Origin of the sequence: Flavivirga algicola (assembly GCF_012910715.1) — a bacterium.
GTDB lineage: Bacteria > Bacteroidota > Bacteroidia > Flavobacteriales > Flavobacteriaceae > Flavivirga > Flavivirga algicola.
The window spans coordinates 67,374-80,819 of sequence record NZ_JABBHF010000015.1 but is presented as its reverse complement, the minus strand read 5'-3'; the positions used below and the strand labels follow the sequence as shown (position 1 = coordinate 80,819).

Annotated in this window: 12 protein-coding genes; 5 read left to right on the top strand and 7 right to left on the bottom strand. The window is 32.2% G+C overall.

Translation table 11 applies throughout. From position 1 onward, the window contains the following. Positions 1–7: 7 nt before the first annotated feature. The 3 genes from lipB to HHX25_RS19785 are packed head-to-tail and all read right to left on the bottom strand — an operon-like array spanning position 8 to position 1,677. Positions 8–709: a lipoyl(octanoyl) transferase LipB gene (gene lipB, locus HHX25_RS19795; RefSeq protein ID WP_169677029.1), complete on the bottom strand. Its 702-nt coding sequence runs from the start codon at positions 707–709 to the stop codon at positions 8–10. Positions 710–713: 4 nt separating this feature from the next. Then, the gene (locus HHX25_RS19790) at positions 714–1,475 is read right to left on the bottom strand and encodes a hypothetical protein (protein WP_169677027.1); all 762 of its coding nucleotides are present in this window, start codon (positions 1,473–1,475) and stop codon (positions 714–716) included. Positions 1,476–1,518: 43 nt separating this feature from the next. Then, the gene (locus HHX25_RS19785) at positions 1,519–1,677 is read right to left on the bottom strand and encodes a YqaE/Pmp3 family membrane protein (protein ID WP_135878136.1); all 159 of its coding nucleotides are present in this window, start codon (positions 1,675–1,677) and stop codon (positions 1,519–1,521) included. Positions 1,678–1,953: 276 nt separating this feature from the next. Here HHX25_RS19785 and lysS point away from each other — a divergent pair, with 276 nt between their 5' ends. Then, complete coding sequence (gene lysS / locus HHX25_RS19780; RefSeq protein WP_169677064.1) at positions 1,954–3,645, top strand: lysine--tRNA ligase; 1,692 nt, start codon at positions 1,954–1,956, stop codon at positions 3,643–3,645. Between the two features lie 468 nt (positions 3,646–4,113). Here the strand turns inward: lysS and HHX25_RS19775 are convergent, their stop codons facing one another. After that, positions 4,114–4,935 carry an alpha/beta hydrolase gene (locus HHX25_RS19775; protein ID WP_169677025.1) on the bottom strand — a complete coding sequence of 274 codons (822 nt, stop codon included), beginning with the start codon at positions 4,933–4,935 and terminating at the stop codon, positions 4,114–4,116. Then, a complete protein-coding gene (locus HHX25_RS19770; protein ID WP_169677023.1) occupies positions 4,895–5,773 on the bottom strand; it encodes an alpha/beta hydrolase in 879 nt (292 codons plus the stop codon). The genes HHX25_RS19775 and HHX25_RS19770 overlap by 41 nt, the downstream gene beginning before the upstream one ends. Positions 5,774–5,929: 156 nt before the next feature. On the opposite strand from HHX25_RS19770, the gene HHX25_RS19765 reads away from it, so the two are divergent. Then, on the top strand, positions 5,930–8,395 hold the full coding sequence (locus HHX25_RS19765; protein ID WP_169677020.1) for a TonB-dependent receptor plug domain-containing protein: 2,466 nt from the start codon (positions 5,930–5,932) through the stop codon (positions 8,393–8,395). A 102-nt stretch (positions 8,396–8,497) separates the two neighbouring features. On the opposite strand, the gene HHX25_RS19760 is transcribed toward HHX25_RS19765, so the two are convergent. Further along, positions 8,498–9,184 carry a CPBP family intramembrane glutamic endopeptidase gene (locus HHX25_RS19760; RefSeq protein ID WP_169677018.1) on the bottom strand — a complete coding sequence of 229 codons (687 nt, stop codon included), beginning with the start codon at positions 9,182–9,184 and terminating at the stop codon, positions 8,498–8,500. 154 nt (positions 9,185–9,338) lie between these two features. After that, positions 9,339–9,821: an inner membrane protein YiaA gene (yiaA, locus tag HHX25_RS19755; RefSeq protein WP_169677016.1), complete on the bottom strand. Its 483-nt coding sequence runs from the start codon at positions 9,819–9,821 to the stop codon at positions 9,339–9,341. Between the two features lie 155 nt (positions 9,822–9,976). On the opposite strand from yiaA, the gene HHX25_RS19750 reads away from it, so the two are divergent. The 3 genes from HHX25_RS19750 (at position 9,977) to HHX25_RS19740 (ending at position 13,376) form a co-directional block, all read left to right on the top strand. Further along, on the top strand, positions 9,977–11,497 hold the full coding sequence (locus HHX25_RS19750) for a hypothetical protein (RefSeq protein ID WP_169677014.1): 1,521 nt from the start codon (positions 9,977–9,979) through the stop codon (positions 11,495–11,497). Between the two features lie 35 nt (positions 11,498–11,532). After that, the gene (locus HHX25_RS19745; RefSeq protein ID WP_169677012.1) at positions 11,533–12,750 is read left to right on the top strand and encodes a DUF1471 domain-containing protein; all 1,218 of its coding nucleotides are present in this window, start codon (positions 11,533–11,535) and stop codon (positions 12,748–12,750) included. Between the two features lie 176 nt (positions 12,751–12,926). Further along, entirely contained in the window at positions 12,927–13,376 is a 450-nt protein-coding gene (locus HHX25_RS19740; RefSeq protein ID WP_169677010.1) for a hypothetical protein, read from the top strand. The last annotated feature ends 70 nt before the right edge of the window (positions 13,377–13,446 follow it).

The following is a 13,446-nucleotide window of genomic DNA, read 5'->3' as shown; positions in this document are numbered from 1 at the left end:
CCTTTGGTTAAGAAAAGAATTCAGCTTCAAAGAGAATTTCAAAATGTTTTAGTAATTTTTCTTTTACTTCTTCCGCAGACACTTCTTTTTTACCAAGCTCTACGTTTAAAGAGGTTACCGCTTTTCCACGAATACCACAAGGAATAATATTATCAAAATACCCCAAATCGGCATTGACATTTAACGCAAAACCATGCATGGTTACCCAACGGCTTGCCCGAACACCCATGGCACAAATCTTGCGGGCAAAAGGCGTATCCACATCTAACCAAACACCTGTTTCTCCTTTGCTGCGTTCGGCTTTTAAGCCATATTCTGCCAAGGTTAAAATAATCATTTCCTCCAAAAACCGAAGGTATTTATGAATGTCTGTAAAAAAGTTTTCCAAGTCTAAAATAGGATAGCCCACTACTTGCCCTGGCCCGTGATATGTAATATCACCGCCACGGTTAATTTTATAAAAAGTTGCGCCTTTTTTGGTAAGCTGTTCTTCATTTAAAAGCAGATTAGACAAATCGCCACTTTTCCCCAAAGTATACACATGTGGATGCTCTACAAACAAAAAATGATTCTTGGTTTGTAAACCAGCTTCCTCTCGCCTATTCTTAATCTTGGTATCTACAATGGCTTTAAACAAAGTTTCCTGATAATCCCAGGTTTCTTTGTAATCCTTAAAACCTAAATCTTGCAGCGCAATTTGTTTATTCAAAATACTAATCCTCTAATACAACCTCTACATTTAAAGCTTCAGGATTCGATATATATTCCATAAAACCGAATTCCACTGTAAAGCTTTTTCTATCACTACTAAACATGGCCTTTTCGTTTGATACTGATTTAATTGGTTTAGGAAAATGGTAGTTTAACTTATACATTGAAGACCCAAACATTACTGCCATCTCTCCTAAACTATCTGTCACTTTTTTATAAGCCTCTTTATCAATTACTTTAGCAACACGTTTAAATATTTTTCCATCATAATTATAATCGAGCTCAGTAGTTCCTTGTTGTCCTAAAGCAGAAAATGGATTTGCAGGGCTATTCGTAGACTGGGCTCCACTCTTTCCTTTTTCCATATCCCCAAAACTGTTCATGGCTTTAAACATATCTTGGAGTTCGCTCACTTCTTTAAAATCTGTAAACATATCAAACTTCATTTCAGAAGTTTTCGGATTCATTACCATATGCATACTAAATGGCTCTAAATTCTTTAATTTCAATTGTTCTTCTTCAGACAATTGAGAAATACTATCGCGTTTTGCATCAAATATTTCTTTAAAACTAAAAGTTGAATCGATGGCTTCCTCTTTTGTTTCTGTCATTTTATCCCCAGCCATTTGCATAAGTTGTGTCCCATCAAAAGAAAATTCCATCCTACCAGAACCATCGTCATTTATATAGATATTTTCAGAAAACTGACAACTAGTAAAACTTATAGAAATAACTAATACGATTAGGGTGTAAAATCTGTTCATGTAATTAAATTTTGGGTTTTATTTAAAAAGCAAAGATACGTTTTTATCTGTTAGGGTTATTAATGATAACAAGTGCAGCGATAACACCTGGCACCCAACCACAAAGCCATAACAAAAAGACAATAAAAATAGAGCCACAACCTTTATCGATAACTGCTAAAGGCGGACAAATAATAGACAGTAAAACTCTCCAAAAACTCATAAGTTGATTTAATTTTAATGCTGATATACTGAAACAAGTTCGCCATATAAAAATACAGCAAAGATTGATGATTAATTATTTGACGTCATAGTTTTTATTTTGTTACAGTTTATTTTCTCTATAGCAAAGAAATCCGTTTGCCTTTACATCACAAACACAAATTGCTTCAGATAGTCTTTCTCTAGTAATTACGGTAAAAAAATCATAAATCAATAATCGTAAATCGTAAATCAAATGATTATCTTTGTGCCTTTAAAATTCACACAGTATTTAGACATGTCGCAATTATCAGAGCAAGAGCTTGTAAGAAGAGAAAAACTAACAAAATTACGTGCATTAGGTATTAATCCGTATCCAGCAGATTTATACCCAGTAAACCATACCTCAAAACAGGTTAAAGATAAATTTGAAACTGGCAAGCAGGTTATTATTGCTGGCAGGTTAATGATGATAAAGGTACAAGGAAAAGCTAGTTTTGCACAATTACAAGATGCGGAAGGCAAAATACAAGTCTATTTTAACCGTGATGAGATTTGTCCTGGAGATGACAAAGAAAAATACAATGAGGTTTTTAAGAAACTTATCGATTTTGGTGATTTTGTTGGTATAGAAGGTGAACTATTCACAACACAAGTAGGTGAAAAAACGGTGAAAGTCAAAGATTTCACTTTGCTAAGCAAAGCCTTAAAACCACTACCATTACCTAAAGAAAAAGATGGTGTGGTGTATGATGCTTTTACAGACCCCGAGCAACGTTACAGACAACGTTATGCGGATTTGGTCGTGAACCCACAAGTAAAAGATGTATTTGTGAAGCGTACCAAATTGTTTAATGCCATGCGTCAGTTTTTTAATGACTCTGGTTATTTTGAAGTTGAAACACCTGTATTGCAACCAATTCCTGGTGGTGCAGCTGCGCGTCCTTTTATAACACACCACAATGCTTTAGATATTCCGTTGTATATGCGAATTGCTAATGAGCTATATTTAAAGCGATTGATTGTTGGTGGTTTTGATGGCGTATACGAGTTTTCTAAAAACTTTAGAAACGAAGGTATGGACAGAACACATAATCCTGAGTTCACTGCCATGGAAATTTATGTGGCTTACAAGGATTATAATTGGATGATGGACTTTTGCGAGCGTTTATTGGAACATTGTGCTATTGCCGTAAACGGAACGACTAAAGTGACTTTTGGCGAACATGAAATAGATTTCAAAGCACCTTATGCACGTGTTACTATGGCCGATTCCATCAAACACTTCACAGGATTCGATATTACCGGAAAAACAGAAGATGCCATTAGGCAAGCTGCAAAAGACTTAGGCGTTGAAGTAGACGACACTATGGGCAAAGGGAAATTGATAGATGAAATTTTTGGAGAGAAATGTGAGGGCAACTATATACAGCCTACCTATATAACAGACTATCCAAAAGAAATGAGTCCGTTATGTAAAGAGCATCGAGAAAATCCTGATTTAACAGAACGCTTTGAGTTAATGGTTTGCGGTAAAGAAATTGCTAATGCTTATTCTGAACTCAATGATCCTATTGATCAACGTGAACGTTTTGAACATCAACTTAAATTGGCTGCCAAAGGAGATGATGAAGCTACCGAATTTATTGACCATGATTTTTTACGTGCTTTAGAATATGGTATGCCTCCAACTTCTGGAATGGGTATTGGTATGGATCGACTGATTATGTTTTTAACCAACAACCAATCAATACAAGAGGTTTTATTCTTCCCACAAATGCGACCTGAGAAGAAAGCACCAGCCATAAGCGAAGAAGGCAAAGCGCTTTTAGATTTATTGAAAAAAGCTGAACGCATCCTTCTTAACGACCTTAAGTCACAATCCGGCTTATCAAATAAAAAATGGGACAAAACCATTAAAGAACTGACAAAAAACAGTTTAGCTAAAGTTGAGAAGACCGATGAAGGCTTATTTGTTGAGACAAGTTAACAGATAAATTAAATGTATAAAAAAGGCCAGTAATTTTATATTACTGGCTTTTTTACTAACTAAACTAACTTAAACAATTAACTAAATATGATTCAACCCATTGACTTACTGGGTAAGATTTTTTTGTATCAAAATGTGCCGCGGTTTCTTCAATTCCACAAACTTCTTTATTACTAATTAGCTCCTCTATTGAGAATATTCATTGAATTTTACACTAAAACAGACTCAGAATAAAAACTAATTTTATTACAATAATTAAATTGACCCTGCAAAACTGGCACGTTTTTTCGAAGTATTTATACGGGTTTAGAAACTTTTAACACAGTAAATTCATCTTTTATGTTTTATTTAAGAAACCAAGATAGAAATGTTAATTTTTTAAGATTCTTTACGCTCAATAAAAGCAGGATATCCCTATTTGAGAATCAATAAAAAATGAAATTCGAAGCGATTTAAACGCCTTAAATTTTATAAAATCTGGTTCATGCTTTTTAAAAAAGCTTCGTGGTGTATTAAATCGTTATGAGTTCCGCCTTCTACAGTTATAAAAGTGGTTAGAGACGCGGGGGCTGCTTCGTATAAGCTTCTTCCAGATTTATAAGGCACTACTTGATCGTTTGTTCCATGTAATATTGATATTGGACAACCTACCTTAGTTATAAATTGATAACTAGGCAATTTATATTTTAAAATATATTTTACGGGAAAGACAGGAAATCTGGATTTTGCTATATCGGTCATACTATGATACGGTGTTTCCAATATTAGTTGTTTCGGTCTATTTCTTGAAGCAACATAAGTTGCTATTCCAGTGCCTAGAGATCTTCCGTAAATTATTATATCATTTTCTGAATAGTACTGTTTTAAATAATTATAACAATATTCAGCATCTTTATACAAAGCCTTCTCACTTAACTTACCAGTACTTTTTCCAAACGTTCTATAATCCATCACCAAAACATCATATTGCTTCTTAACAAAAAACTCCGTAATAAGCCCCCAGCGTGAAAGGTCGCCAGCATTTCCATGAAAATATAATATAACTCCTTTAGGGTTTTCGGCTTTAAAATGAATGGCATTGACAATGGTATTCTCTTCTGTCTCTAAATACAACTCTTCAAAAGGGTATGAAAACTCGAACTTGAAATCCTGAGGTAAAACCGTAGGGTGGAATAACATTTTTTCTTGCAAAAAATACAGTAATGCACCAATCATAACATATAAGCTTATTAAAACAACACCAGCTTTTCTAAGCCTTAGTCTTACTTTTTTTCGATGTGTGTTTAACATGGATACTGGTAGTTGATAAATCTATGTTCTCTGGAGCTTTGTTTAAAATTTCATGAATCATTTCATGGTATGATTCGAAATTATTTAAGTTCTTATGTCCGCCACCAATTACAGTATGCAGCCTAGTAAGCTTAGGGTTTACCCTGGATAATCTAACACTTGTTTTATAAGGAATAAGCTTATCGTTTGTACCATGTATAATATGTATTGGGCATTGCACATATTTTAGCCATTTATAAGTTGGCAATGGATATTTTAACAAAACCGATAAGGGCATAAATGGCGCATAACGCGCTGTTACTCTAGTCAAACTATAATAAGGAGCATCCAGAATAAGCATTTTAGGGTGATTCATCGAGGCTAGTTTGGCAGCAAAGCCAGACCCTAAGGATCTCCCATAAAGAATGATTCTATTCTCGGTTGTAAGTTCTTTTATCTTATTATAAACTACCTGCAAATCCCGTTTAATAGCTTTTTGCGAACGCCTTCCCGTACTTTTTCCAAAACCACGGTAGTCTACCATTAAGACATTATAACCATGTCGGGTAAAATCGACTGCAAATTTGCCCCAACCTTTGATACTTTTAGAGTTTCCTTTTAGGTACAAGACCACTCCTTTACTTTCCCCTTTAGGAAAAAACCGAACACCATTAATAATCGCACCATCTCTTGTTTCTAAATTATATTCTTTAAATTCTTGGTTTTCATAATTAAATTGAAAATCCTCAGGAAGCCTTTCTGGTTTAAACAGCATATAATCCTGTAGGTAATACAAAACAATGCTAATGGTAACATAAGCAACCAAAACAAGTATCGCAATATTTAACCAATTAGGCATTTTAAAAAGCGTTAGAATACTAAGATACAATAAATGAAATACATTCTAATTAAACCGTTCACCCCTTTACAAGTCTAATCTTAAAATAATTTTAACACTATATTATTTAATTTGTCGTTATATTTAATAACCCGAAACCCTCATTAACACACATCAATGATTAAAAAACTTGCCCTATCCATTGTACTCATTGCGCTTCTCTCTTTTACTGGTTTTAACAACTTCAGAAAATTGGTACTGGAAAAACTTGAAGCTAGAACGAATGATTATCCCGAAAAAGTATATGTTCAAACAGATAAACCTTTTTATGCTACAGATGATGATATTTGGTATACAGCTTATTTGGTCAATGGAATTACACATAAAAGATCTGATAAAAGTCGAGTTATTTATGTCGAACTAATTAATGATAAAGACAGTATACTAATAAAAAAACAACTTTACACCAACGATGTAAGTGTTGCTGGAGATTTTAAATTAAAGAAAGGGATGGTTCCGGGAAACTATATGCTTAGAGCCTATACCAACTATATGAGAAATGAAAATCCAGATTACTTTTTTCAGAAGCAAATTCCTATTTGGAATATAAATAAAAATGATAGCTTAGGTATTTCACAAAAAAATTCAAGTATAACGCCCGCAAAAAAAATTAAAACAACTTCGCTTCCTGAAATTAATTTTTACCCTGAAGGTGGTTATTTAATTAACGGAATAGCTTCTAAAGTAGGTATAAAAGTTATAGATAAACACAAAAAAAATATCCTTGTTCAAGGGTACATTAAAGATTCCAACAATCATATAGTTAGTAAATTTAAAACCTTAAAATTTGGTTTGGGCGTTATAACACTGCTACCAGAAGCTAATAAAACGTACCATGCAAGTATCATTATTAACAACGAAGAAGTTAAATACCCTTTACCAAAAGCCTTGCCTAACGGCTATAATTTAAACGTCGCAAATCATGGCAATGAAATTGTTTTAAAAGTATCGTCAAACAATACTATTGGTTTAAAAAACTCTTTTTTAATTGCACACCAAAGAGGGCGTTTAATTTTTGAAAGACTGGAAACAAAAAACACCAATTCATCTTTAATTAGATTAAAAACCACTACTTTAACTGACGGTGTCGCTAATTTTACATTATTTGACAGTAATGGCAAACCTGTTTGCGAACGCTTAGTCTATATAGATAATCCAGATAATGGTGTTGTGGCCAATGTTAGTATAGATAACAAAACTCCTAAAACCAGAGATAAAATTTCGATACTATTAGATTTAAGGGATAAATCAGGAAACAATGTCTCAGGCAACTTATCTATGTCTATAACAGATATTGGTGCTATTGGTCAAAATACTGAAAATAAAAATATAAAAACTTATTTTTTATTGAACTCAGATTTAAGAGGGCATATTGATAACCCTAATTATTTCTTCGAAAAAGAAAACGATATCAAAAGACGTTATTTACTGGATTTGCTTATGATGACTCATGGTTGGAGACGTTTTACCTGGAATGGTATTTTATATGGTACAAAAAAAACAAAAACATTTTCCCCTGAAAAAGGAATTTTTATTACTGGACATACAACTGCCTTAAAAGGAGACAAACAACAGATACCTACTGCGACGCGACTTACATTTATGAGCACTACTTATCAGGAAAAAAAGCAAACAAACAAAAATGGCATATTTAAATACGGACCTTATGTTTTTAATGACACATTAAGTACCATTATTGAAGCTCGGGTGAAAGACTTTAAATCTGATGATGAAAGAAAAAATAGATTTGTTTCCATTCATTTAGATGATAATTTTTATGAAAGTCCAAAAGTTACCAGAAATACTTTTTTTAAGCCTACCTCAATTGATACCATAAAAATAGCAAGCTTTATTGAGCAAGCACAACGTATTTCCGAGATTAATACAGAGTTTATAGAATCAAGACGAATTCTTGATGAGGTCGTTATTACTGCTCAAAAAAAATCTGAAGCAGAAAAAAGAAGAGAGACTTTGAATGCAAGGACCGATTATGGTTTTCCTTCTAACAGAATAGATATGAAAGATTTTGAAAATGTTGAATTTTTAACTGTTTTAGATTTGCTTAATACTCTTCCAGGTGTCAATGCCTTTAATAATTCTATCTCAATAAGAAACCAAGGCACCCCAAGCATTTTTTTAGATGGTTTTAGAGTACAGCTAGAAGACATTCTCTATTTAAGAGGTATTGATGTTGAGTTTATAGATGTATTAAAAGGTGCCAACGCGGCATTTTATAGCAATAGTGCCAATGGTGTTATAGCTATTTATTCTCGAACTGGTGCCAACTTTAGATCAAGAAATATAAAACGCAAACCAGGAATTATAGATTTTACAGCTATTGGTTTTTATACTGCCAGAGAATTTTATGCCCCCGATCATATAAATAGTTCTGGGGAAGCCTTAAAACAAGATATTAGAACAACTTTACATTGGGAACCCAAAATAATGCTTACAGACGATGCCAATAAAGCTGAAATCTCATTTTTTACAAGTGATTCCAAAAGCAACTATGCTATCAAGATAGAAGGTATAACAAATACTGGTGATCCGGTATATCATTTATCTACATTTCAAGTAGACTGATAAATGACTCTAATTGACAAATACAGTCCTTTGTTTGCTGAGTACAATAATATAACCTGCGTTATTAAATAGGCTTTTTGCGTTTTTTGAATTGATTTTCTTTTAATTTATGAGCGTTAAAAAAATTTCTTGAAAAGGATCTCTATTAACCACAGTGTAATAAAACAAAGCACCTAACCACCCATGAAATAATCCCATCGCATATATGTTTTTCACTTTTAAATATATATACCCATAAAATAATGCTAGGATAAAAGTCCCGATCATTAACCATATAGACGGAAAATGAACTATCGAAAATAAGATAGCCGTTATAAAGATTATAAAGCCTTTTCCTAGTTTTTTATCATTTAAATTTCCAGCAATTAAACCAATAATCAAAAATTGTTGTACACTGCCCCAAATAGGGTATGTAATTAAAAGTGGTAAAATATGCCATGTTAGATTTATAGTATTTTGATAATAACCTATTCCAAGAAACAACAAGATTGAAATAATCCCAAAAGGCAACATTAATTTTAAAGCTCTTTTAAAATTATCGGTTCTAAACCCCCAATACTTAATAACATCTTTTTCTCTTTTATATCTAACATATACATACAAACCCCATAATAAGATTGCAAAAGTAACATAGAGTAATCTCCAATCAAGGTAGTCCATAAAAATAAACTTCCCAATAGCTGTTAAAACAACGCCCAATATTTCTATGAGTCTTGTTTTATTTGAAATGGGTCTTTTTAATTTAGTTTCAGAAAACTCTATTAAATCCTTAGTAAGATTCTGTTTCATTTTTAAAATTAATTTATATGAGTCTAACCCTATCATTATGTTAAAACCCCGTAGCATTTAACTACGGGGCTTGGGGTTATCTAAATTAACCAACCATCAAAACAACCCTTTGATTTTTGTTTTGACTAACATATCTAAATTTATTTATTATTTCTTATTTTTCGTCACCTATAGTCCTATCTATATACTGTACATCCCTGGTATTCTTCTGCACTGCTATGGCTGCAAACAGGCTTAATAGAAATGACATACTATAGAATCCTTTTTCACTTAAAAGTAAATCGGCATTCCAAAGACCGATTATTAGCAGCACAATAGAAGTTATTGTAGTGAACCAACTAATGCTATAATAAATATCGGTAACAGGAATATCTTCCAATTTATCTCGTACTGCTTTTTGAACAGATATTACAGAGAATAACCCAAAAAGAAGAATTGTAAAATAGTACCCTTTCTCATTTAATAACATTTCGGCATTCCATAAACCAATACAGTAAGATGTAATTCCTACGAGTAGTGCAGACCAAGAAGCACCAATAAAAGCTGCTGTTGGTTTTTGATTGTAAACTTTCTTTTCCTTTTTAATTTTTGTTTCTTTCGATTTTTCTTCTACTGAAACAGATGTTTGATAATTCATAATTATTGTTTTAATGATTTGATTACAAGGCAAAATTGCAATACTTAACTAGTATACGAAACACAATATTTCAATAAAACTGACGATATAATATGATCAATCATATGAAAACATATATATTTAACAGTATTAAATAAAAATAAACTGACGATTTAATGACTAATTTAAATGATATAATTTCTACTTTTTCTTCTGAAGACCGACAGCGATTTATCTCATATTTAGACAAAAAAAACAAACGCAACGACACTAAGAATATTCAGTTATTCAACTACCTATTAAATAACAAGTTAAATTCTAACGAGATCTGCCTCAAACTCTATGGAAGTCTAAAAAAAGATGCATACCACGCCTTAAGAAAACGCTTGTACCAATCTATCATTGACTTCATTGCAAATAACAGCATCCAGGAAGAAAATTCGATAGACATGCAAATTATTAAGTACATACTAGCATCAAGATCGTTCCTCCAACACAAACAATACCAAGTTGCCTATAAAATTTTGGACAAAGCCGAGTTATTAGCTTCTGAACACTACCTGTTTCCTCTTCTCAATGAAATTTATCATACTAAAATTCAATATGCGCATACAGCCCCTTCCATTTCAATTGATGAGCTTACCATAAAATTTAAGGAGAACCAAAAGAATCATCAACTAGAAGACCAACTCAATATTGTTTATGCAAAAATCAAACACATCTTAAACAATATCAGTTATAAAGGCGATATTGTCGATTTTCAAACGGTACTAAACCAAACCTTGCAAGAGCATAATATTAGTTTTAACGACTCTATGTCTTTTAAATCCTTATACCAATTAGCAACCATTGTTAGTATTTCAGCTTTTGTAACTAAAGATTATTTAAAAATAGAACCTTTTTTAATAAACACTTACCATGTTATAAACACACATAAAAACAAGGAAAAACAACTCTTTTACCACATACAAATCATATACTTAATAGCTAATACGTTATTCAGGAATAAAAAATTTAATGAGTCTTTCCGTTATTTGAAACTTATGCACAAGCACATGCTTTTAAAGCAAAAGAAACACTACAACACTTATAAGCTAAAATACCACTTACTAACTGCTCTCAATCATAACTATTCCAACAGACAAAAAACAGCTATAGAAATACTAGAGCCCCTCATAACCAATAAACACCCTGACACTGAATCGTTATTAGACATCCACTTAAGCCTTATTATGTTTTATTTTCAAAAAGGTGATTTAAAAAAAGCACATACACTTTTTTCTAAATTTTATCACACAGACCAATGGTATACTGAAAAAGCTGGAAAAGAATGGGTCATAAAAAAGAGTTTAATAGAAATCCTTCTTCATATTGAGCTTAATAATATTGATTTGGTAGAGTCTCGACTGCTTAGTTTTAAAAGAAATTATTACGATTATCTAAAAAGCATTGACCAACAACGTGTTATCACCTATTTAAACTTTATCGAATCTTATTACAAAACTCCAGAAGCAATAACTTCAAACGAATTTAAAAATACCGTGGAGCAATCTTTCAATTGGGTTGACATCCATAAAAAAGACATTTTCGTAATCAGTTTCTACAGTTGGCTGAAAGGTAAGATGAATAATCAAGACTTATACACAACCACTTTAAATTTAATAGCACAGGCACAACAAGAATTAACAAATACATAACAATTCATTATTTAAACTTTAATTATTTTTATTTGATGCTAAAAAAAAGGCTTTTTATTGTTTTTGCTATCTGCAATCTTTTTGTTTTTTCTCAACAAAAAGATAGCCTATCAATAAAAAACGGCATTGAAAACCCCAGTCTTTTAACCACACACCATTTTGGGATTTTTAGCTCTAGAATCAACTCGAACTTCAAGCTCAGACCTCCGAAAAAACCAACACTTTCTATAAACTCTACTAGCGGCAACAACTTTCACCCTTTCGTCGAGGCTTACTTTCCGAAAGACCCAGTGGCAAGAGAAGCGCAAAGTAAACTTATTTGGTATGAGAGAGATTTTACTTTTATAGATCAACTAATAACTCCTGCCGATTATTTAAACATTGTTATTGATGCAGTTATAAAAGAATTCAGACTAGGCATCAACATTCCACTAAATAAAAAAAATGAGCTAGGGATCACACTACGCTCTTATTTAATAGGCAAAGGGAAGCATCCTTTTTCTTTTTTTACTAGCGACGAAAGTATTGAATGGTTTCACAGTAATATATCTGGCGGAGAAGACCCTTTTGGAAGGCGCTACTATGGGTTAAATCAAGTTAATTTTAAATATCTGGATAGAAACGGCAACACACTTGAATTAAATAACAATGATTTTTTTATAGGAGGTATCGAATTCAATTATTTTTACTACCCAACGTTTTCAATAAATAAAACCCAAAAAATATTTATCAATTTTGGAGGCCATTTAGGCATTAACACTTCCAGATTTAATTCCTCTCTAGACTTTGGCCTTTCCGTAAATGCTATTAAAAAAATACCGTTAAAAAACAACTACGAATTTAACTTTGGAACTGGAATGAATATTCTACACAAAAATCTTATCGATTTTAAAGAAGTTATCGATTTAGGTAATAATCCATTTTTAGCAACCATTGAAGGCAATCTCGAAATAGCCAGACACACCAAAAGAGGAAATTATAATTCACTAAGTATAAACTATCAGATTCAATCCCGTTATAACAAAAGAAAAGAAGCCGATTATTTTAGGTTATTGGGTAACTGGGAAGAAATAAACGGCGGTTGGCAACACGGTGTTACCACGCTATATAAAGCACAATCCAATTGGTCTTTTACCTACACTTATGGACGTCCTAAATACAAGTTTTCTTTATATTTCAAGGAAGATTTTTTAGTTAACAACGCGCCCGATTTCCAAACGGGCATCTCCTTAAAAATTCCTATATTAAAATAATCCTGGTACGACCACTACTGGGCGTAAACAAAGTAAAAAAATCCGCTTTAACTTATATTAAGTTCCTATTTACCCAAATACAACAACACTGTTAATATTTGGTTAAAATCAAAAAGTAATTTAAACCTTTTAAAAATAACCGAGTCCTACTGACAAATAATTTAAAAGGCATCAAAATGAGAAAACTAACAGTAATTGTTATAGCATTAATATCCATTCAAGCTATAGCCCAAACAGAAAGAAGAGACCGACCAGAAAGAGCTCAAAAAATGAATAATCTTTCTGCCGAAGAAATGGCTACTTTAAAAACAAAAAAAATGACTTTGTTTTTAGATTTGAATGAATCACAACAAATTGAGGTTCAAAAAATAAATCTAGAAAATGCTACTTTACGTAAAAAAATGATGGAAGAACGTAAAGCCAGAAGAGCCAATGGGACTTCCCAAAGACCAACTAAAGAGGAACGTCTTAAAATGGAAAATGCCAGATTAGATCATAAAATAGCTATGAAAGCTAAAATGAAAAAGATACTGGATAAAGATCAGTATGCTAGATGGGAAAAAGCACAGCTTAGAAAGGTATCCAAGAAAAATGGCAAAAAGAAAGGCATGAATAAAAAGAAATAAATTTAGTTTGTTGATTGATTTAGGACTAGTCAGTTTAATGATTAAAAGAGCATTTCAAAAATTTGAAAAT